Below are 20900 nucleotides of genomic sequence, written 5' to 3'. Positions count from 1 at the left end.
CCTTAATCAACCAGCTTGTTCATTTGCTCTGAATCGAATTTATCACACTCGGGCACGCCCTGGCAGCAGATGCCCGCCGCCTTCAGGGTGGCGAGGATGGTTTCGATGCGCTGCTCCTGCGCCACGGCATGCGTGATCAGGCCTTGCAGGGCTTTCGACAGCGGATCGTCGCCGTTGGGCGTGACGCCATACGCGGCGAACAGATGCGCCGTGCTGCCCTCGCGCAAGGCGCTGACATCCTTTTGCACGATGTGCGCGGGGTTGCCGACGGCCGTGGCGCCGGACGGCACGGGCTTCAACAGCACGGCGTTCGAGCCCACCTTGGCGTACTCGCCCACCGTGAAACTGCCCAGCACCTGCGCGCCGGCGCCGACGATGACGCCGCGCTCCAGCGTCGGATGCCGCTTGGCGCCGCTGTGCAGCGAAGTGCCGCCCAAAGTGACCCCCTGGTAAATGGTGCAGTCGTCGCCGACGACGGCCGTCTCGCCGATCACCACGCCGAAGCCATGGTCGATGAAGACGCGCCGGCCGATGACGGCGCCCGGGTGGATTTCGATGCCCGTGATGATGCGCGCGATATACGAAATGAAGCGCCCCACCCACTTCATGTGCCGCGTCCAGCACCAGTGCGCCCAGCCGTGCATGACGATGGCGTGCAAGCCGGGATAACAGGTCAGCACCTCCCAGCCGTTGCGGGCGGCGGGGTCACGTTCGATGATGCTGTTGATGTCTTCGCGCAAGTGGTGGAACATAATGACAATGAATAAGGTGGAACGCAAATGGTAGCGTATTCGGCGGCGTGCTGCCGGGGAGGCAGATAAACAACCGCCGCCTCAAGGGCGGCGGCATATCAAAGAAGCGCTACAAAACGTTCAGGGCAAGGCGCATTGCCGAAGACAGTACAAAAGTACGGCGAGGCAATGCAACGCCGCCCTGGACGTTTTTTAGCCTTCTTTCGCGATGCGCTGGCGGCGGGCTTCGTAGAGACAGACGCCGGAAGCGACCGACACGTTCAGGCTCTCGACGGAGCCGAACATCGGGATGCTGACGAGGATGTCGCAGGTGTCGCGCGTCAAACGGCGCATGCCTTCGCCCTCGGACCCCATGACGAGGGCTGTCGGGCCCGTGAAATCGGCTTCGTACAAGCCTTTTTCGCCGTCGTCCGAGGTGCCGATCAGCCAGATGCCGCGCTCTTTCAGTTCACGCATGGTGCGCGCCAGATTCGTCACGGTGATGTACGGGACGGTTTCGGCGGCGCCGCTGGCGACCTTGGCGGCCGTGGCGTTGAGGCCCACGGCGCGGTCCTTCGGCACGATGACGGCATGGGCGCCGACACCGTCTGCCACGCGCAGGCAGGCGCCCAGGTTGTGCGGGTCGGTGATGCCGTCGAGAATCAACAGCAGCGGCGGGCCGTCGATGGCGTCCAGCAGCTCATCGAGATTGCGCGCCAGCGACAGTTGCGAGGCAAACGCGATCACGCCCTGGTGGCGGCGCGTGCCGACGATCTTGTCCAGACGCGACGAGTCGACTGGCATGACGCGCACGTTGGCCGCCTTGGCGGCGGCGATCATGTCCTTCATGCGGCCGTCGACGCGGCTGGCATCGACGAAAATTTCTTCCACGGACGACGCTTCATGACGCAGACGCGAAGTGACGGCGTGGAAGCCGAAAATCATTTTATTCTTCATTTGTTATCGTTTCTTTTATCGCTTGTTCTTGCTTGATTTTGATACATTTTTTGCTGCTCGTGGTGCCGCCGCGGCGGGTGCCGCGGCTGGTTTCTTGCTGCGCTTCGGTTCGGCGGCCTTGGGGGCTTCCTTCAGGGCTGCCTTGGCTGCAGGCTTGGCTTGCGCCTTGGCGCCGTTGGAACGGCCGCCGGAACCATTGCCGGATTTGCCACCGTTATTGCCGCCGGTTTTGATCTCATGGCGCTGCTCGGTCGCAGGACCGGGCTTGACCATCGATTTCTTTTCGCCCTTGCGCTTGCCGCCAGACTGCTTGGCCGGCGCTTCTTCGCCCGCCAGTTCCGCATCGGTGACCAGGCGCAGGTCGATCTTGCGCGTTTCCAGGTCGACACGCGCCACTTGCACCGTCAGACGGTCCGTCAATTGATAACGTTTGCCCGTGCGTTCGCCGCGCAATTCATGGCGCGCATCGTCGTACTGGAAGTAGTCGGTGCCCAGCTCGGTGACGTGCACCAGGCCTTCGACGAACAGGGTATCGAGCTGCACGAACACGCCGAACGTCGTCACGCCCGTGATGGTGCCGGTAAACTCTTCGCCCAATTTATCCTGCATGAAGTAGCACTTCAGCCACGCTTCGACGTCGCGCGACGCTTCATCGGCGCGGCGCTCGTTGGCCGAGCAATGCACGCCCAGCGCGTCCCAGATGGTGAGATCGGTCTTCTTCGGCTTGCCGTCGGCCTTGTCCTTGGCCTGTTGCTTGCGCGTGGCGTTCGACACATTCGTGTTCAGCACGACCTTGTCGGACAGCTTGGGCTCGTATTTCTTGCCTTGCAGAATAGCCTTGATGGCGCGGTGCGTCAGCAGGTCGGGATAGCGGCGGATCGGGCTGGTGAAGTGGGCATACGCCTCGTAGGCCAGGCCGAAGTGGCCGATATTGTCCGGGCTGTAGACGGCTTGCTGCATCGAGCGCAGCAGCATCGTCTGCAGCAGGGCCGCGTCGGGACGCTGCTTGATCTGCTGCATCAGGGTCTGGTAATCGGATGCCGACGGCGTGTCGCCGCCCGTCAGGTTCAAGCCAACCTGCTTCAGGAAAGTACGCACTTGCGTGAGCTTTTCCTTGGTCGGGCTGGCATGGATGCGGTAGGTGCCGGGGTGCTTGTTACGCAGCAACAAATCGGCCGCGCAGACGTTGGCCGCCAGCATGCACTCTTCGATGATCTTGTGCGCTTCGTTGCGCGTGCGGGGAATGATCTTTTCGATCTTGCCGGCGCTGTTGCAGACGATATACGTTTCCGTCGTCTCAAAGTCGATGGCGCCCCGCTCCGTGCGTGCTTTCAGCAAGGCGCGGTAGACGGCTTCCAGGTTTTGCAGGTGCGGCAGGATGTCCGCGCGGCGTGCCGCTTCCGGTCCCTTGGTGTTGCCCAGCACGGCAGCGACTTCATCATACGTGAGGCGCGCGGCCGAATGAATGACAGCCGGGTAGAACTGGTAAGCCTTCAGTTCGCCCTTGTCGCTGACGACGGCGTCGCACACGAGGGTCAAACGGTCGACGGCCGGGTTCAGCGAGCACAGGCCGTTCGACAGTTTTTCCGGCAGCATCGGGATCACGCGGCGCGGGAAGTAGACGGACGTGCTGCGTTCCAACGCGTCGATATCGAGCGCGTCGTTCGGTTTCACGTAATGGCTGACGTCGGCAATCGCCACGATCAGGCGGAAGCAGTTGGCGCGGCCGATCTTGACGGGTTCGCAATACACGGCATCGTCGAAATCGCGCGCGTCTTCGCCGTCGATGGTCACCAATGGCACGTCGCGCAGGTCGACACGGTCTTTCAGGTCGGCGGCGCGCACTTCGAACGGCAGCTTTTCAGCTTGCTTGAGGGCGGCGGCGGAAAAGATGTGCGGCACATTGAATTTGCGCACGGCAATCTCGATTTCCATGCCGGGATCATCCAGGGCGCCGAGCACTTCGACGATCTTGCCGACCGGCTGCTTGAAGCGCATCGGCTGCTCGGTCAGCTCGACGCTGACGATCTGGCCGGCCTTCGCCTTGCCCACCGAACCGGTGACGAGAATGTCCTGGCCGATGCGCTGATCTTCCGGCGCCACGACCCAGGTGCCGTTTTCCTGGATCAGGCGGCCGATGACGTGGGTATTGGCGCGGTAGGTGACTTCGACGATCGTGCCTTCCGGGCGGCCGCGGCGGTCCGTGCCGACGATGCGGGCCATGACCTTGTCGCCATGCAGTACTTTCTGCATTTCTTTCTCGGGCAGGAACAGGTCGGCGCTGGCGTCGTCGGGAATGACGAAGCCGAAGCCGTCGCGGTGGCTCATGACGCGACCGGCGACAAGCGCGCTCTGGTCGGCCAGGCTGAAAACACCGCTGGCGTCAGACTTGAGCTGGCCGTCGCGCTCCATCGCCTTCAGGCGACGGACCAGGACATCCATGGAATCGGCATGCACTTGCAGCGTTTTCCCGAGAGACTGCGGGTCGAGAGGCGCGTTGACGCTGCGGAATATGCCGAGAATGTCCTCCCGGCTGGGGATGGTGTGGGTATTTTGGCTCAAAAGTATTTCTATAGTTGTTATTGACAGTGATCAAACGGAAGACAAAGACCGATGACATCACCGTCAATATTGACACGGTGATGTGCGGTAGTGTACCGGAGGACGCCTTGGTTTGCCTAACGCACAGCGTAGCGGAAACCGAACAAGTGCCCCGCCGATGAAAAAAAGGAGAAAAGCTGCGCAATGCATTTGACTTCGGCAAATATTGCTCTATAATCTCGGTCTCTTGCAGCGACAAACCTTCACGGGAATGCAGTTGCAGGAAAGCGGTACAGGGTTGATGTGCAGTATGGAGCGAAAGCTCATCTGGCGCAAAACTCTTCAAGTCGCTATAATAGCAGAATTGTTGCGAAGTTATTTTTCAACAAGTACTCGAGCAGCAAAGTAGCAAGTCACAGCAGCATCAGTGCCCACGTGGCGGAATTGGTAGACGCGCATGGTTCAGGTCCATGTGCCTTCGGGTGTAGGGGTTCGAGTCCCTTCGTGGGCACCATTACCTAATTCGCAAAAGAGCCGCAAACTTTCACGAGTTTGCGGCTTTTTTCATTTCCGCGGCGAAAAGCCCCTCCCTCCCGGCAAGCAGGCCACCCGACGCGCGCAGTGACGGCAAGCGGCGGAAAAACGCTGAAAAAATAGGCAGATTCAACCTTTTTTCATAGGGAAAAGCCCTTTTCAGGCGAAAAAACATGTTTCTTGAAGAAAAGTGCGAAATGTTGATTGACCGAATGCGCGCCAGCCCTTATGATTTTGTCCTCGCTGCAGAACATGCAGCGACAAGCAGCAAGCAGTAACAATGCCCACGTGGCGGAATTGGTAGACGCGCATGGTTCAGGTCCATGTGCCTTCGGGTGTAGGGGTTCGAGTCCCTTCGTGGGCACCACCAGCAACAAGTTGTTCATTGTTGTGATCCGCAGTAAAGCAGTAAGTAGTTGAAGCAAGCAGCACAATGCCCACGTGGCGGAATTGGTAGACGCGCATGGTTCAGGTCCATGTGCCTTCGGGTGTAGGGGTTCGAGTCCCTTCGTGGGCACCACCAGCAACGAGTTGTTTTCGTTGTAGTCCGCAGTACAGTAGTGAAATACGGCAGTAAGCAACAAGCAGCATCAGTGCCCACGTGGCGGAATTGGTAGACGCGCATGGTTCAGGTCCATGTGCCTTCGGGTGTAGGGGTTCGAGTCCCTTCGTGGGCACCATTACCTAATTCGCAAAAAAGCCGCAAACTTTCACGAGTTTGCGGCTTTTTTCATTCCGGAATGCCGCGCAGTCTTCCCGACCCGCGGCACCCTCCTCTTACTTGGCCAGCGCCGCCTTCACGCCGTCTTGCAGGCTCGTCGTCGGACGGCCGATCAGCGCGCTCAATTGCTTGCCATTGTCTTCCAGGCCGCCCTTGGCCGCGCCCGCATCGGAATCGGCCAGCAGATCGGCAAAGCCTTCCGGCGCGCCCACGCCCACCAGCGCCGCCTTGAAGTCCGCCTGCGGCATATCCTTGTAGACAATCGCCTTGCCCGACTGGCGCGCCACTTCGGCCGCGTACTCGGCCAGGGTAAAGCCGTGGTCGCCGGCCAGTTCATAGATCGCTTGCGGCTGGGCGGCCGTCAGCACGGCGGCGGCGGCCGCCGCGTAGTCGGCGCGCGCGGCGGACGAGAAGCGGCCGTTTTGCGCCGCGCCCAGCACGACGCCATGCTCGAGCACGGGCGCCAGGTGCTCCGTATGGTTTTCCAGGTACCAGCCGTTGCGCAGGAACGTGTACGGCAGGCCCGATGCGCGGATGGCCGCTTCCGTGATCACGTGTTCGGCGGCCAGGCCCAGCGGCGACGTATCGGCGCGCAAGACACTGGTATAGGCCAGCAGGGAGACGCCGGCGCGCTTGGCCGCATCGATGACGTTCTGGTGCTGCTGCGCGCGCTGCCCCACTTCGCTCGACGAAATCAGCAAGATTTTCGTTGCGCCCTTGAAGGCCGCATCGAGGCTGGCGCCGTCGTTGTAATCGGCCTGGCGCACCTGCACGCCCTTGGCGGCCAGACTGGCGGCCTTGGCCGGGTTGCGCACGGCGGCAATGATGTTGGCTGCGGGGACGGATGCGAGCAGGCTGGCGATGACGTGCTGGCCCAGATTGCCTGTGGCGCCGGTGATAACGATCATGATTTCTCCTTGGAGGGTGGCTGGTAAAACCCTATAATAGGACTATTACTTACTTATTGTAAGTACGTACCTTTTGGTAAGTATGAATTAAACCCACCTTGAAGGCCTACTATCATGTCCGCAGACACTCCCGGCGCCAGCCTGCGCGCCGCCCTCGCCCGCCAGAACCAGGGGGCGCACCTGCTGGCGGCCACCTGCCCGTCGCGCGCCGTGCTCAGCCACCTGACCAGCCGCTGGGCCGTACTGGTGCTGGTGCTGCTGCTGAGCGGCACGCGCCGTTTCAGCGAACTGCGCCGCGAAGTGGGCGGCGTCAGCGAAAAAATGCTGGCGCAAACCCTGGAAGCGCTGGCGGGCGACGGCTTCGTGCTGCGCCAGGCGTATCTGGTGATCCCGCCCAAGGTGGAATACAGCCTCACGCCGCTGGGACGCGAGGCGGCCGAACGCCTGGCCGTGCTGGTCGACTGGATCGAGGATAATTACCCGCGCATCGAACAGGCGCGCGCAGCCCTGGATGCGGCACCGGCAGCGCAAAATGCGGCTTGAGCAGATTGCTTTTGATCATCAAGAATTATCGTTTACTCCTACTTGCCTTGATGTAATACTAGGCCCATGAAACGCGTAAGGGCGCGACACCATGAATCAGTTGATTTCTTCCATCACCGACCGGGCCAATGTGCTGCTGGTCAGCAATTCGCCGAACGAAGTGCGCGAACTGCTGTATGTACTGGACCGGCATAACCTGGGCACGGGGCTGGCGGGCGATATCGACGAAGGCGTGGAACTGGCGGCTGGCGGCACGGACCTGATCCTGCTCGACGCCGCTCTGGCGGGTTCGAATATCGGCGCCACCTGCATGCGTCTGCGCAATGCGGGCGGACGCCACAGCGTGCCCCTGCTGCTGATGTCGGCCACGCCCAGCGCCGAGGAGCAGGGCCGCAGCGTGGGCGCCGGCGCTTCCGACTACATCAAGATGCCCTTCAATGCGCGCGACGTGGCGGAAAAAATCCTCATGGAACTGGCGCTGCACAAGGCCGAGGCGTCCGCCGTCCGTCCCTTCGCCACTCCCGCCACGCCGCCGCGCCCCGTGCATCCGCAAACGCTGGAAGTCAATTACCACTCGATATTGGCCGGTTCGCCCGACGCCGTGCTGCTGTTCGATATCGACAACAAGCTGCTGATCGACGCCAACCACCTGGCCGAAGAACTGTTCGGCATGCCGCTGGCCGAGCTGCTGCAAGGCGGCATGGAGCCGCTGTTCCCCAAGCATCAGAGCGATGGCCGCGCCTCGCCGCAGCTGCTGGAAGAAAAGATCCGCGATACCCTGCAAGGCAAGATCGTCGTCTTCCGCGCCAGCTGCTGCCACCGCGACAGCCACCCGATCGCCTGCGAAATCCGCCTGATGCGGCTGTCCGTGCCGGGGCGCCAGCTCGTGCATGCGCGCATCATCGACTTGACCGAACGCAACCTCGCCGAAGCGATGCGCTCGGGCCAGAGCGCCCTGCTGGAAATGGTCGCCAAGGGCGCGCCCCTGCTTCCCACCCTGAACCAGCTGCTGCTCTTGATCGAAGGCCAGTCGCGCGGCGTGCTCTGCTCCATCATGCTGCTCGACGACGACGGTCTCCACATGCACAGCGCGGCCGGTCCCAGCCTGCCGCCCGAATACATGGCCCTGCTGGAAGGCGTGACCATCGGCCCCGGCGTGGGGTCCTGCGGCACCGCCATGTTCCTGCGCGAACCGGTGGTGGTCAGCGACATCATGCGCGATCCGCTGTGGGCGCCCTATCGCGAGCTGGCCGCGCCGTTCGGCTTGCGCGCGTGCTGGTCGCAACCCATTTTCGGCCAGGATGGCGCCGTGCTCGGTTCCTTCGCCATGTACTACCGCGAAGTACGCCAGCCCGATGCGCGCGACCTGGAACTGATCGACACGGCCACCGACCTGGCCGGCATCGCGATTGGCCGCATGCGCCATGAACGCGAGCTGCAACGCCACCGCACCCACCTGGAAGAGCTGGTGGCCGAACGCACGGCGGCCCTGACGCAGGCCAAGGAACACTCGGAGCAGACGAACCGCGAGTTGGCCGCCGCGCTGGAAAACCTGTCCATCACGCAGGAAGAACTGGTGCGCCGCGACAAGCTTGCCGCGCTCGGTGCGCTCGTCGCCGGCATCGCGCATGAACTCAATACGCCGATCGGCAACGGTCTGGTGGTGGCCACCACCATGGCCGAACGCACGCGCGAAATCCAGGCCAGCTTTCTCGACGGCCTGCGCCGCTCCGAGCTGGGCGCCTATCTGACCCAGGCCAGCGAGGCGGACGCCATCATGCTGCGCAACCTGCAGCGCGCGGCCGACCTCGTTTCGAGCTTCAAGCAGATCGCCGTCGACCGCGCCAGTTCGCAACGCCGCCACTTCCTGCTGCGCCAGTTCGTGGCCGAGCTGATGCTGCCCCTGTGCACGCAGCTCAAGGCCGCCGGCCTGAGCCTGACGCAGGACGTGCCGGAGGGCCTGGCGATGGACAGCTATCCGGGTCCGCTGGGCCAGGTGCTGAGCAACCTGCTGGAAAACTGCCTGCGTCACGCTTTCGAGGGCCGCAGCGGCGGCACCATAAACGTCAGGGCGCGCGGCAGCGACGATGGAAAGACGATCACCGTGTCCATCGCCGACACGGGCGTGGGCATCGCCGCCGACGATCTCGTGCACGTCTACGACCCTTTCTTCACGACCAAGCTGGGTTCGGGCGGTTCGGGCCTGGGCCTGCATGTGGCGCACAACATCGTCACGGGCGTGCTGGGCGGCCATATCGACGCCACCAGCAGCATCGGCGACGCCAGCGGCACCACCTTCACCCTGCAGCTGCCCGCCGTGGCGCCGCAATCGCCCGCGCCCTGAACGGCAGGCACGCTACAATGCCGGCAGGCTTTTCTTTCGGAGAACTTATGAAATACCTGATCGCCACGGCCCTGCTGGCCGCCTGCGCGTACGCCTCGGCTGGACCGGCGCCCTGGTACCAGTGGCGCAGCAAGATCGACGGCACCCTGTCGTGCGCCCAGTCCACCCTCGGATTTGGCTGGGAACTGGCCTCGGGACCGTACAAAGATAGCCGTTGCGAAAAACCGGCGCTTGTTAAATAATGGGGCCATGACCACACGGGGCACCGGCTTGAGATCAAGCGATGGCATTGCGGCGTCGAAAGAGTATGGAACGATAAGAACGTATCTATTCAAACCGAGGAGACCACATGTTTACGAATCCCGAACAATTCGCAACGGCCACCAAGGCCCTGTTTGAATTCCAGCTGATGACCTTCAACACCCTCACCTCGAAGGCCGTGCAAGGCGTGGAACAGGTGCTGGCATTGAACATGGCCACCGCCAAGTCCGGCATCGAGGATGGCCTTGCCGCCGGCAAGGAAATCAGCCAGGCCAAGGATCCGAAGGCCGCCATGGCCGCCGCCGCCGCCCAGCTGCAACCGGGCGTGGCCGGCGCGAAAGCGTATAAACAGCAACTCGACGACATCATCAAGGAAATCCACACGGAATTCACCACGGCCGCCGAAGCCCACGTGGCCGAAGCGAAAAGCAATCTGAGCGCCCTGATCTACGACGTCACGAAAAACGTGCCGCCAGGCTCGGAAAACGCCGTCGCCATCGTCAAGGCCGCCATCGACAACGCCTTCCTCGGCTACGAGCAAGTGACCAAGGCCACGAAACAGGCCGTGAAGACCGTGGAAGAGCAGATCGCCAAGGCCAGCGCGCAAGTGGCGCAGGCCACGGAAAAGGCGACGAGCGGCGCCACTGCCGCAGCTGAAAAGGCGGCGCCTGCCGCCAAGCCGAAGGCTGCCAAGAAGTAACGATATAGGTCGGATTAGCGCGGCAACGCCGCGCGTAATCCGACACATTGTTGGCGCCAATGGTGATGTCGGGTGACGCGCGCAGCGCTAACCCGACCTACAAGCCGGCCGACGACGCATCCACCGGCACGAGCCGGTACACGCACCACCTCCCCTCCAGCAGATAGTCGCCCCCCATACCCGCCGAAAGATGGCCAGCGCCTAACTGTAGAAATCCTGGCAAGCCTTCGCCTCGACGGTTCCGGCCAGCTGGCGGCGCCAGGCCGCCATGCGCCATGCGGCCCAGGCGGCGGACAAGGCGCCTGCGACGAGGATCAGGCGCGTGTCGATCAGGGTCAGCACGGAACCGCTCAAGGCCACGACGATGTTGGCGATGCAAAAGGTGGTGGCCAGCAAGCCCATCACGGCGCCCTGTCCGTGCGCGCTGAAGCGCTCGGCGCACCAGCCCTGTATGACCGTGTTGTACAGCGCATTCGGAATGCCGAACAGCACGATGGCGGCGATGCCCACCCAGATATTACCCAGCGCCAATATCCCGACGGCCAGCGCCACCCCGCACGCATACCAGCAGGCCCGCAGCAGCGGCGCATGGCGGCTGGGACCGCCCGCCAGCAAGGAGGTGACCGTCATCGTGCCGCACAGGCCCACATTCACCCAGGCAATCTCCTGCGCATGGTAATGGGCCGTCTCGACCAGCCACAGCGGATAGAACTCATAGAAGCTGGCCACGCCGCAGGTGAACGCCAGTTGCACGATGAACAGGGTGCGCAGCTCTTCATGGCGCAGCAGGTTCAGCGAATGGCGGTCGCGCGCCACTTGCCACCACGACGTCGTCAATAGCGAGGGCGTTTCGCGCGGCAAGCCGACGGCCACCAGCACGGCGACGAGCATCAGTGCGGCGGCGGCGATCCAGAACGGCACCGTCACGCCCCAGCCCAGGGTCGCGCCCGCCAGGATTGGTCCCACCAGCCAGCCCAGGTAAAACGCACCATTCAGCCACGACATGGCGCGCAGGCGCAGCGCTCCCGTCAGCTGGTCCGCCAGCATGGCGCGCGCCACGGCGCCGTTCCCCTCCAGCAAACCCGTGATGAAACGGGCCACGATGAACAGCGGATAGGACTGAATCACCAGCGCCCAGGCCGTGATCGCATGGCCGATGGCGGCGCCTACGGCCGTGCGCATCAGCAAGGGGCGGCGGCCGTAGCGGTCCGACAAAGGGCCCAGCAGGGCCGAGCCGATCAGCAAGCCCAGCGGGTTGATGGTCAGCGCCAGACCGAACAGCAATTTGGACGGCAAGCCGAGGAAATTATTGAAGGCATTGGGCGCCTCGGCCGCGAACAGGGGCGGCAGGATCGGGTATGGCAAGGAGGCACCGATGGTCGACAGCAACGCCAGCAAACAGGCGGCGGAAATCAGGATGATGTTTTTCATGCGGGCTCAGCGAAATTTAGTCTGGCAAGCATACGTTGGCCATGCCACACAAGCAAACTTAAATATCGATTAATCATGCTCATCATTGCCGCCGTGAAGCGTGCCAGACAATGCCTCGGCTATCATGCCTCCATGACCCACGTTGAACAAGACAAACATGACACTGTCAGAAATTGAAAGCAAACACGGCTTTATCTACCCTGCGCTGTATCGCCAGCTGGAGCGCGACGGCATGCTGGCCGTGGGCGAATATGGCCCCGACTGGTACAAGCTGGTCTATCCCACCTTGACGGAGCGTCCCACCCTGCTGTTGCATGCCGACGATTTCGAATTGCTCAACATTAAGGCCGTGGCCGACGAGGCGGACACCTTGCTGGACGCGGACGATTACCGGCAGATCGCCCCCGCCTTCCGCTTCATCCCCTTCGCGCAAACGGGCGCGGGCGACCACTACTGTTTTTTCGTTTCAGGCCAGCAGGACGGCGACATGCCCGTCGTGTTGCTGTGGCATGACCAGAATGAAGCCCAGTACCTGGCAAAGAACCTGCAGGACTTCCTGTTTCACATGTTATTGAACAGCATGGCCGATCAGGATACCTACAATGAGGTCGGCGACGAGGAATTCAGGGAACAGCTGGCCAAAACCCTGGGCACGCATGCGCGCTACCTGACGCCGGAACAGGCGCAAGTCCTGCACACACTGCTGGCCAGGGACATCTTCGATTACGAGGTGGCGCTGCCGAAAGGACGCAAGCAAGCGCACCGGGGCTTGCTGACCGATATAGAACTGGCCCGCCTGCGCGAGGAATTCATTCCCTACGATAAGTTCGACCACTGTTTTGCCTACAGCGCGGCTGGCTGAACATAAAATCGCTGGGCAAGCGGCGGCGGAAGGTTTAAACTGTATATAAACACAGTAAAAATCATCGCCTTGCCACTTGCCCTATTACCATCCTCATGCTGAGAGTCCTGGAAAATCCCCTGTACTATCTGGATAATTTCCAGGACGTGCTGAGCTGGATAGCCGCGCGTTACGCCGATCTGCTGAGTCCTGAAGAAACACAATTCATCGCCGCATTCGGCGCACTGCCGCAGCCATCGCGCGCCCTGTTCGTGCGCCTCGTCATGCGCAAGGGCTGTCTGTTTCGCGCCAGCAAGCTCAATTATCCGGAAATCGGCGACACGCGCGCGGCCGCCCTGCCCTTGCTGGCCCAGGCATGGGTGGAAGCCGATCCCGTCATTGCGCTCGACGAGCTGTTCGAACAACTGCTGAAAGCGGAAATCGCCCAGGCTTTCGCTCTCGCGCCGTCCCTGAAGGCGGCGCGCAAAGCCGAGCAGCTGGAGGCCTTGCGCGAGCAGCATGCGGAAAATAGACCGTTTTCCGCCTGGCATCCGGCCTCCGGCGACGTGCTGTACCGCATCGGTTTGCAGCCCCTGTGCGACCGCCTGCGCCTGATTTACTTTGGCAACTATCACCAGGACTGGTCGGAATTCGTGCTGTCCGACCTCGGGGTGTATCAATACGAGAAGGTGGAATTCTCGCCCGAGTCGCGCGGTTTTCGCACGCGCCAGGATATCGAGCACTATGAAGTGCTGCACCAGTGCCGCGAGCGCTACAACGACAGCGCGCCGGCCGACGAGGTGCTGCAGGAACTGGCGGCGCTGCCATTGCCCGAGGACAATACCTGGCTGACCAGCCGGCGCGACAAGCTGCGCTTCCAGATCGCCCAGCACCTCGAGAAATGCCAGGACTGGCCCGCCGCCTACCGCGCCTACGCCGATTGCCGCTATCCGGGCGCCCGGGGCCGCGCCATCCGCGTGCTGGAAAAAGATGAACAGCCGCAAGCGGCCTACGAGCGCCTGACAATCGCGCTGGCCGCGCCGGAAAGCGAGGCGGAACAGCAATTGCTGCTGCGCATGGCGCCGCGCTTGCGGCGCAAGCTGGGCCACGCGAAGCAGGCGGTCGCCGTGACCGCCGCCGTGGACCGCATCGACCTGCAGCTGCCGTACCCAAGCGCTGCGTGCTACGTGGAAGGCGTAGTGCAGCAACACCTGATGCGCGACGACGCGCCCGTGTATTACGTGGAAAACACCCTGATCAACTCGCTGTTCGGCCTGCTATGCTGGCCCGCCATCTTCAAGGCCATGCCGGGCGCCTTCTTCCACCCGTTCCACCGTGGCCCGGCCGACTTGCACAGCGCCGATTTTTACCAGCGCCGCAGCATCGACTTCGCCGCCTGCCTGGCGCAACTGGACGACGGCAGCTACCACGCCGCCATCCGCGCCACCTTTGCCGCCAAGCACGGCGTCGTCTCGCCCTTCGTCAGCTGGGAGGCGCTGGACGACGGCTTGCTGGACCTGGCGCTGGCCTGCATGCCGGCCGCGCACCTGAAGAAGGCGTTCGAGCGCATCTTGCTCGATATCAAAAGCAACCGCAGCGGCTTGCCCGATTTAATCCAGTTCTGGCCGGCAGAACGGCGCTACCGCATGATCGAAGTCAAGGGTCCGGGCGACCGCCTGCAAGACAACCAGCTGCGCTGGATCGCCTATTGCGCCGAGCACGCCATGCCCGTCAGCGTGTGCTACCTGCAATGGGAGGGTGCATGAAATACACGATCGCCGTGCGCGCCCTGTGCGAATTCACGGCCAAGGTGGGCGACCTGGACTTGCGTTTTACCCCTTCACCCACGGCCCAGGAAGGCATGGCCGGCCACGCCACCGTCACGGGCCGGCGCGACGACGATTACCAGCGCGAAATCAGCCTGTCCGGCGACTTCGGGCCTTTGCACGTACGCGGCCGCGCCGATGGCTACGACCCGGCGCGGCGCCAGCTGGAAGAGATCAAGACCTACCGGGGCGAGCTCGACGCCATGCCCGCCAACCACCGCCAGCTGCACTGGGCGCAGGCGCGCATCTACGGCCACTTGCTGTGCCGGCAGCTGAACCTGCCCATGCTGCGCGTGGCGCTCGTGTATTTCGACATCGCCAGCCAGAAGGAAACGGTCATGCACGAGGAATGCACGGCCGAGGCGCTGCGCCTGTTTTTCGAACAGCATTGCACGCTGTTCCTCGACTGGGCCGAGCAGGAACTGGCGCACCGGGCCGGCCGCGACGCGCAGCTCACGGCCATGGTCTTCCCCCATGCCGACTTCCGTCCGGGACAGCGCCAGCTGGCCGAAGCCATGTACAAGGCCAGCAGCCGCGGCTGCGGCTTGCTGGCGCAGGCGCCGACCGGCATCGGCAAGACGGTGGGCAGCCTGTTCCCCATGCTCAAGGCGACGGCCGCGCATGGCCTCGATAAACTGTTTTTCCTGGCCGCCAAGGTGCCGGGCCGCCAGATGGCGCTCGACGCCTGCGCCATCCTCAAGGAGAGCGCCCCGCTGCTGCCCCTGCGCGTGCTGGAACTGAGCGCCAAGACCAGCGCCTGCGAGCATCCCGACAAAGCCTGCCATGGCGAATCGTGTCCGCTGGCCCAGGGTTTTTACGACCGTCTGCCGCTGGCGCGCGAGGTGGCGCTGGCCAGCGGCTTGATCCTCGACAAGGAAGCCGTGCGCGCCATCGCCTTGCAGCAGGGTATTTGCCCGTATTACCTGGGCATGGAGCTGGCGCGCTGGAGCGACGTCGTCATCGGCGACTACAATTATTATTTCGACCTCAGCGCCATGCTGTACGGCATGACATTGGCCCACGGCTGGAAAGTCAACGTGCTGGTCGACGAAGCGCACAATATGGTGTCGCGCGCGCGCAGCATGTATTCGGCGGAACTGGCGCAGATCGACCTGAAAATGCTGCGCAAGTTCGCGCCCGAGGGCTTGAAAAAGCCGCTGGACCGCCTCGCGCGCCAGTGGACGGCCTTGTTGAAGGATCAGGATGGCGACTACCACGTGCATGCGGCCTTGCCCGACAAGTTCTTTGGCGCCCTGCAAGGCGTGGCCACGGCCATCGGCGACTACATGGCCGAACACGCCGCCGCACTGGACGAGGACTTGCAGCGCTTTTATTTCGACGTGCTGCTGATCAACCGCCTGGCGGAAAGCTTCGGCGAACATTCGCTGTTCGACGTCAGCAAAACGGACGCCAGTTCCACCGTCTGCATCCGCAACATCGTGCCAGCCCCCTTCCTCAAGGAGCGCTTTGCGGCCAGCCACAGCACGGCCCTGTTTTCCGCCACCCTGAGTCCGTGGAATTACTACAGCGATACCTTGGGCATGCCGGCCGACACGGCTTGGGTCGACGTGGAATCGCCGTTCCAGGCGGAACAATTGTCCGTGCGCGTGGCCGATACCATTTCCACGCGCTACCAGCACCGCGCCGCTTCGCTGCTGCCCATCGCGCAACTGATGGCGAAGCAATACGCGGAAACGCCGGGCAACTACCTGGCCTTCTTCAGCAGTTTCGACTACATGGAAAAGACGGCCACCCTGTTCGCCCAGCATTACCCGGACGTACCCATCTGGCAGCAGCCGCGCCGCATGGATGACGGTGCCCGCGCGCAATTTTTAGGCCGCTTCGGCCTGGACACGCGCGGCATCGGCTTTGCCGTGCTCGGCGGCGCCTTCGGCGAAGGCATCGACTTGCCCGGCGCGCGCCTGATCGGCGCCTTCATCGCCACCCTCGGTTTGCCGCAGATCAATCCCGTCAACGAGCAGATCCGGCAGCGCATGGGCGACATCTTCGGCGCCGGCTACGACTACACGTATCTGTATCCGGGCATGCAAAAGGTGGTGCAGGCGGCAGGCAGGGTCATCCGCACCCAGTCGGACAAGGGCGTCGTGTACCTGATCGACGACCGCTTTTCGCGGCCTGAAATCCGCCAGCTCTTGCCCGCGTGGTGGGATGTGCAGCTAGCCGACTAATAGCTTGAGCTTTTGGTAGCCCGCCTTGCTCACGGGTATCCTCGTGTCGTCGCGCAGGATGGCCACGTGGCTGTCTTTCGTGGCTGCCTCGATGCGGCGGATGCCGTCGATATTGAGCAGATACGATCTGTGCACGCGCAGGAACTTGGCCGGGTCGAGCTGGGTTTCCAGCTCCGCCAGGGTCTGGCTTTTCAGGTAGGACTTGCCCTCGGAACGGATGCTGATGTAATCGTCCTGCGCCTCGATGTAATCGATACGCGCGCTGGCGATGACGTGGACCTTGGCGCCGTCGCGGATCAGCACGCGGTCCAGCGGCGCGGCGCGCGTGGCCGCCTCGCGCGCCAGCGTTTGCACAGTGTCCGGCGTGCTGCGGTTGGCGCGCGCATGGGCCAGCGCCTGGTCGAAGCGCTGTTCGCTGAACGGTTTCAGCAGGTAATCGAGCGCATGGCATTCGAACGCTTTCAAGGCGTACTGGTCGTAGGCCGTGACAAAAATCAGCTTTGTCTTTCCACCGATCAGCTCGGCCACTTCAAAACCGTCCAGGCGCGGCATCTGGATGTCGAGAAACACCAGTTCCGGCGCCAGTTCCGCGATGGCCTTGACGGCGTCGAAGCCGTTGGCGCACTCGGCGACGATGTCGATATCGTCGTGGCGCGCCAGGTATTCGCGCAACACGCTGCGCGCCAGCAATTCATCATCGACGATGGCCACCCGCATTCTTGCCTGCATCATGCTTCCTCCGTGTCGCCGGTCTGCGCCGGCATCGATAACGTTACTTCAAACGTCGCGCCGCACCGCGCCCAGTGCACGCCCGCTTCGTGGCCATACGCGCCGGCCAGACGCTGGCGCACATTCTCCAGGCCCACGCCATTACCGCGCGGCGGTCCCTGATCCGCATCGACCGGGTTGCGCACGGCGATCTGCAACAGGCTGCCCGCGCGCCGCACTTCGATGGCGATCAGGCCGCCCTCCGTCAAGCCGCAGATACCGTGCTTGACGGCATTTTCCACCAGCGGCTGTATCAGCATGGGCGGCAGCAGACAGGCCAGCGCGGCATCGTCGATGCCTTCCGCCACTTGCAGGCGCGCGCCGAAACGCACCTGCTCGATGGCGAGAAAGTGGCGGATGAGCACCAGTTCCTCTTGCACGGTGATGTGCTTGTGCGCTTCCAGGCTCAGGCTCTGGCGAAAGAAACTGGCCAGCTGCACCGTCATCTGGCGCGCGCCCGCCGCATCGATAGACGTCAGGGCGCTGATGGAGTTCAGGCTGTTGAACAGGAAATGCGGATCGATCTGCGTGCGCAGCATGCGCAGCTGCGCTTCCTGCGCCATCAGCTGCGCTTCCAGGCCCCGCTGCTCGGCCATCCTGGCGCGCACGAATTCGAGCAGCAGATAATGCACGGCGGCGGCCAGGCAATACAGCAGCGCGCCCAGGCCGAAGAATAGGGCCAGCAGCGATGGCGTCAGGTTCACGCCCAGCCAGTGCTGCTCCAGCAACTGACTGACGCTGTTCAGAAATTGCAGCAGGGTTGCCCACAGCAAGCCCGCGAACAGGGCCGCCACGCCCATCACGCCGGCGATGGCGAGCGGATGGCGGGCGTGCAAGGGATAGGCGCGGCACAGGTAAAACGCGGAAAACCCCGAGCCGATCGCATACACGAGCGTGGCGGGCACCACCAGCAGGACGGCATTGAGCCACGGTGCGTGGGCCACCCTGGCCAGGATGGAGGCCAGGGCCAGGCCCAGCGCGATGCAGACCAGGAACACCACCACGGCGCCGCGCCGCTTCGACAAGGGGCCGGACATGCGCGCCTAGTTGCGGATTTCCAGGCCGCCCATGATGGCGTAGCCCGTCACGTACAGGCGCTTGTTCTGGTTCGGCGGCACGATGGTCTTTTCTTCGAAGCCGCCAAGGATGGGCGTGCCCTGCAGCACGACGCTCCAGTCGGGCGGGATCTTGATGGTGACGCCGCCGCACAGGGCGAACACGTTGAGCACGGCTTCGCCTTCGATCGATGCCTGGCGCAAGTCGATTTCGCAGCCCGCCATGATGACGTTGATATCGCCGCCCCTGAAGCGCTGCGATGACACGCGCCGCACGTAGCCGCCGAGGATGGCCGTCACTTCGATGATGCTGTCGTCGTCGGCCTGGCCGCTGGCGCCGGGCGCTGCAGCGGCATCGGCGGGTTCCTTGTCGAGCGATACGGCGCCATTCCTGGCCTGGCCGAATGCGTCAGGCGCAGCGCTGCCCTCGGGCGGCGCGGCAAAATGCCGGCGGCGCTGCCGCTGCTGTGCGCCGGGCAAGGATTTCGACACGACGGCCACGCCGGCGGCGATGATGAGCAGCGGCCACAGCATGCTCCAGTTGATATAAAACAAGCCCATGGCTTTCAGGGTCCAGCTCAGACCCAGCAAGACCATCACGCCGCCGAGAATGTAGCCGGAGCGGTTATGGCTTTGCGATATTTTCAGCAAGCCGAAAATGATGAGGATGGTGGGCCAGAAGCGGAAGGTGTAGCGCACATTGATGAAGCCGAGGTTATCGAGCAGGAACAGCAGCCCCAGGCCGATGACGATGACGCCCAGCACGATCTGCGATGGCGAGTGCAGCGGCGGTCTATTTTTCATGCTCGGACTCCCGGTAGGCAATAAAATGTTTGTTCAACAACGGTTCCAGCACGAGGCCCACGCCCCAGGCGATCAGCAAGGCTGGCCAGCTATTGTAGAAATTCAAGTCCCACAGTTCTTCGTACGACACATACCACCAGGCGGCGAAGAAGATCAGCCACAGGCCGCTCAATACCTGCTTGGCGGACACGGGCGCGACCAGCTTGTTGAGGCCGAAGACGACCAGTATCAGGGGCCAATAATGCCATAGTGCATAGTAATCATGGAGATGGATCACATCGAGCCGGTCCAGCAGGATGACGGCGCCGATGGCGATCAGCAGCACGCCCCACAGCAGCTGGGTACGGCGGTAGTACGCTGGTTCAGGTTTCACGGTCACCCCTTGAAGTTAATTGATCGTAAAGATACGCGGATTTCGGCCGCGCGAAAACAGCGCTTCGGCGAATGGCGGACAGGTGGCGGTGAATGGCGCAACGGAGGGAACGACAGGCAAAAAAAAGACCGGCCAGGGCCGGTCTTGAAGGGGTTCGCAGTTCACACCGCGACCTGGAGTGGCAGTGCATAGCAGCCTGGCGCAAGCGCGCCGGCAGCGGAAATCTGGTGCCGATCCTTGAGGCGACCGGCTGACCTGCTGGAAGATCGAACATGCCGCCAACTTCACGGCAGTGCGTCTCAACCAAGCAAAGGCATCATACTCCCGCTCGGCCAAAAGCACCGTTCGCTAGCGCACACAGATGCGGATTTGCTGAGCTGCATCAAGCAGCCGTGGCGTGCGGCGAACGCACCATGTCGTTCCCGATCCATGCCAGCACGGACGGCCCCTGCGGCTGCCAGCCCAGCAGCTTGCGCGCCCGTTCGCCGCGCACGCGGCTGTTGGAGCCGAGGCCGTACGATGCCATCTCGTAACCCCATTCGGCAATCGCTTCCGGCAGCGGCCAGTCCTGCGCGGGCCCCAGGTCCAGCGCCGAGGCGATGGCGGCCGTCATGTCGCGGAACGCCGCTTCGCCCGCTTCGACAAAGTAAAACGTGCCGGCAGGCGACTTTTCCAGGGCCAGCAAATACAGGCTGACGACATCGTCGATATGCACGTTGGACCAGATGTTGCGGCCCGGCCCCACATGGCGCACGATGCCGCTCTTGCGCGCCTGCTTCAGCAAACGGGGCAGCTGCACGCTGTCGCGCGGCAAGGCGCCGTGTCCGTAGATCAAGGTGTTACACAGCACGCTCGCGCGCACACCCTGGCCTGCGCTGGCCAGCACCAGGTCGTCGATGGCGACCCGGGCCGCCTTGTCGGCCGTGGGCGCCGGCAGCTTGTCTTCGTAATAGATCTGTTCCGTGCCCTCGCCGCCCGACGCGTCGCCCACGATGGACGAGCCGCTGGTATGCAGAAACACCTTGTTCGTGCCCGCCAGCGCATCAATGATGGCTTCCACGGCGCCCCGGTGGTCGCTGCTGGCGGCATTGATGACGGCGTCCGCCGCCCTCGCCTGTTCGATGAGCAATTCGCGGTCATTCAAGGTGCCGACGATGCCGTGTACGCCGATGGTGGCCAGCTCGGCCACCTGCTCGGGTTTGCGCACGAGGCCTGTCACCTGATGGCCGGCGCGCACGAGGCCCGCCGCGATGGAACTACCGATAAAACCCGCCGCGCCTGTCAAAAACACTTTCATATCTTGCTCCCTGTCTGGTTAGATTGCTGTCAATCACACCAGTACAGTATGCCCGCTTTCGTCTTTCGCAAAAAGC

Annotated in this window: 18 protein-coding genes and 4 tRNA genes; 11 read left to right on the top strand and 11 right to left on the bottom strand. The window is 63.0% G+C overall.

The window, feature by feature from the left end; translation table 11 throughout:
• Nucleotides 1-2: 2 nt before the first annotated feature.
• From cysE to rnr, 3 genes are all read right to left on the bottom strand, one after another.
• Nucleotides 3-752: a serine O-acetyltransferase gene (cysE, locus tag ACQ4W4_RS12785; RefSeq protein ID WP_034784004.1), complete on the bottom strand. Its 750-nt coding sequence runs from the start codon at nt 750-752 to the stop codon at nt 3-5.
• A gap of 192 nt (nt 753-944) precedes the next feature.
• Nucleotides 945-1688 carry a 23S rRNA (guanosine(2251)-2'-O)-methyltransferase RlmB gene (rlmB, locus tag ACQ4W4_RS12780; protein ID WP_034784003.1) on the bottom strand — a complete coding sequence of 248 codons (744 nt, stop codon included), beginning with the start codon at nt 1686-1688 and terminating at the stop codon, nt 945-947.
• 15 nt (nt 1689-1703) lie between these two features.
• Nucleotides 1704-4250, bottom strand: coding sequence for a ribonuclease R (gene rnr / locus ACQ4W4_RS12775; protein WP_436542306.1), 2547 nt, complete (start codon nt 4248-4250; stop codon nt 1704-1706).
• Nucleotides 4251-4658: 408 nt separating this feature from the next.
• Here rnr and ACQ4W4_RS12770 point away from each other — a divergent pair.
• Nucleotides 4659-4743 (top strand) — tRNA-Leu (locus ACQ4W4_RS12770).
• 30 nt (nt 4744-4773) lie between these two features.
• Here the strand turns inward: ACQ4W4_RS12770 and ACQ4W4_RS12765 are convergent.
• Nucleotides 4774-4938 (bottom strand): hypothetical protein, encoded by a 165-nt coding sequence (locus ACQ4W4_RS12765; RefSeq protein WP_436542305.1) that lies wholly within the window; start codon nt 4936-4938, stop codon nt 4774-4776.
• A 107-nt stretch (nt 4939-5045) separates the two neighbouring features.
• On the opposite strand from ACQ4W4_RS12765, the gene ACQ4W4_RS12760 reads away from it, so the two are divergent.
• The 3 genes from ACQ4W4_RS12760 to ACQ4W4_RS12750 all read left to right on the top strand — a co-directional run bounded on the left by ACQ4W4_RS12760 (nt 5046) and on the right by ACQ4W4_RS12750 (nt 5443).
• Nucleotides 5046-5130 (top strand) — tRNA-Leu (locus ACQ4W4_RS12760).
• Between the two features lie 68 nt (nt 5131-5198).
• Nucleotides 5199-5283 (top strand) — tRNA-Leu (locus ACQ4W4_RS12755).
• Nucleotides 5284-5358: 75 nt separating this feature from the next.
• Nucleotides 5359-5443: transfer RNA gene (locus ACQ4W4_RS12750), tRNA-Leu, on the top strand.
• Between the two features lie 97 nt (nt 5444-5540).
• On the opposite strand, the gene ACQ4W4_RS12745 is transcribed toward ACQ4W4_RS12750, so the two are convergent.
• Nucleotides 5541-6392 carry an SDR family oxidoreductase gene (locus tag ACQ4W4_RS12745; protein ID WP_436542304.1) on the bottom strand — a complete coding sequence of 284 codons (852 nt, stop codon included), beginning with the start codon at nt 6390-6392 and terminating at the stop codon, nt 5541-5543.
• Nucleotides 6393-6506: 114 nt separating this feature from the next.
• Here ACQ4W4_RS12745 and ACQ4W4_RS12740 point away from each other — a divergent pair, with 114 nt between their 5' ends.
• The 4 genes from ACQ4W4_RS12740 to phaP all read left to right on the top strand — a co-directional run bounded on the left by ACQ4W4_RS12740 (nt 6507) and on the right by phaP (nt 10240).
• Nucleotides 6507-6935 (top strand): winged helix-turn-helix transcriptional regulator, encoded by a 429-nt coding sequence (locus tag ACQ4W4_RS12740; protein WP_436542303.1) that lies wholly within the window; start codon nt 6507-6509, stop codon nt 6933-6935.
• 91 nt (nt 6936-7026) lie between these two features.
• On the top strand, nt 7027-9279 hold the full coding sequence (locus tag ACQ4W4_RS12735; RefSeq protein WP_436542302.1) for an ATP-binding protein: 2253 nt from the start codon (nt 7027-7029) through the stop codon (nt 9277-9279).
• Between the two features lie 47 nt (nt 9280-9326).
• Nucleotides 9327-9521 carry a hypothetical protein gene (locus tag ACQ4W4_RS12730; RefSeq protein ID WP_086138294.1) on the top strand — a complete coding sequence of 65 codons (195 nt, stop codon included), beginning with the start codon at nt 9327-9329 and terminating at the stop codon, nt 9519-9521.
• 107 nt (nt 9522-9628) lie between these two features.
• Nucleotides 9629-10240: a TIGR01841 family phasin gene (gene phaP / locus ACQ4W4_RS12725; RefSeq protein WP_436542301.1), complete on the top strand. Its 612-nt coding sequence runs from the start codon at nt 9629-9631 to the stop codon at nt 10238-10240.
• Between the two features lie 201 nt (nt 10241-10441).
• Here the strand turns inward: phaP and ACQ4W4_RS12720 are convergent, their stop codons facing one another.
• Nucleotides 10442-11671: an MFS transporter gene (locus ACQ4W4_RS12720; RefSeq protein ID WP_436542300.1), complete on the bottom strand. Its 1230-nt coding sequence runs from the start codon at nt 11669-11671 to the stop codon at nt 10442-10444.
• Nucleotides 11672-11828: 157 nt separating this feature from the next.
• On the opposite strand from ACQ4W4_RS12720, the gene ACQ4W4_RS12715 reads away from it, so the two are divergent.
• From ACQ4W4_RS12715 to ACQ4W4_RS12705, 3 genes are all read left to right on the top strand, one after another.
• On the top strand, nt 11829-12533 hold the full coding sequence (locus ACQ4W4_RS12715; protein ID WP_436542299.1) for an SMI1/KNR4 family protein: 705 nt from the start codon (nt 11829-11831) through the stop codon (nt 12531-12533).
• A gap of 95 nt (nt 12534-12628) precedes the next feature.
• Nucleotides 12629-14278: a VRR-NUC domain-containing protein gene (locus ACQ4W4_RS12710; RefSeq protein ID WP_436542298.1), complete on the top strand. Its 1650-nt coding sequence runs from the start codon at nt 12629-12631 to the stop codon at nt 14276-14278.
• Nucleotides 14275-16527, top strand: coding sequence for an ATP-dependent DNA helicase (locus tag ACQ4W4_RS12705; protein ID WP_436542297.1), 2253 nt, complete (start codon nt 14275-14277; stop codon nt 16525-16527). Before ACQ4W4_RS12710 ends, ACQ4W4_RS12705 begins: the two co-directional genes overlap by 4 nt.
• Here the strand turns inward: ACQ4W4_RS12705 and ACQ4W4_RS12700 are convergent.
• The 5 genes from ACQ4W4_RS12700 to ACQ4W4_RS12680 all read right to left on the bottom strand — a co-directional run bounded on the left by ACQ4W4_RS12700 (nt 16516) and on the right by ACQ4W4_RS12680 (nt 20824).
• Nucleotides 16516-17244, bottom strand: coding sequence for a LytR/AlgR family response regulator transcription factor (locus ACQ4W4_RS12700; protein ID WP_436542357.1), 729 nt, complete (start codon nt 17242-17244; stop codon nt 16516-16518). The genes ACQ4W4_RS12705 and ACQ4W4_RS12700 overlap by 12 nt on opposite strands.
• Nucleotides 17245-17255: 11 nt before the next feature.
• The gene (locus tag ACQ4W4_RS12695) at nt 17256-18332 is read right to left on the bottom strand and encodes a sensor histidine kinase (protein ID WP_436542296.1); all 1077 of its coding nucleotides are present in this window, start codon (nt 18330-18332) and stop codon (nt 17256-17258) included.
• A gap of 6 nt (nt 18333-18338) precedes the next feature.
• Complete coding sequence (locus ACQ4W4_RS12690; RefSeq protein WP_436542295.1) at nt 18339-19154, bottom strand: LiaI-LiaF-like domain-containing protein; 816 nt, start codon at nt 19152-19154, stop codon at nt 18339-18341.
• Nucleotides 19144-19527: a LiaF transmembrane domain-containing protein gene (locus tag ACQ4W4_RS12685; protein WP_436542294.1), complete on the bottom strand. Its 384-nt coding sequence runs from the start codon at nt 19525-19527 to the stop codon at nt 19144-19146. Before ACQ4W4_RS12685 ends, ACQ4W4_RS12690 begins: the two co-directional genes overlap by 11 nt.
• A 382-nt stretch (nt 19528-19909) precedes the next feature.
• Nucleotides 19910-20824: an NAD-dependent epimerase/dehydratase family protein gene (locus ACQ4W4_RS12680; protein ID WP_436542293.1), complete on the bottom strand. Its 915-nt coding sequence runs from the start codon at nt 20822-20824 to the stop codon at nt 19910-19912.
• Nucleotides 20825-20900: the final 76 nt, after the last annotated feature.

The sequence above is a fragment of the Janthinobacterium glycogeni genome (genome assembly GCF_051380725.1).
Taxonomy (GTDB): domain Bacteria; phylum Pseudomonadota; class Gammaproteobacteria; order Burkholderiales; family Burkholderiaceae_D; genus Janthinobacterium.
The sequence above is the reverse complement of the archived record's forward strand: the minus strand, read 5'-3'. Positions and strand labels throughout refer to the sequence as shown.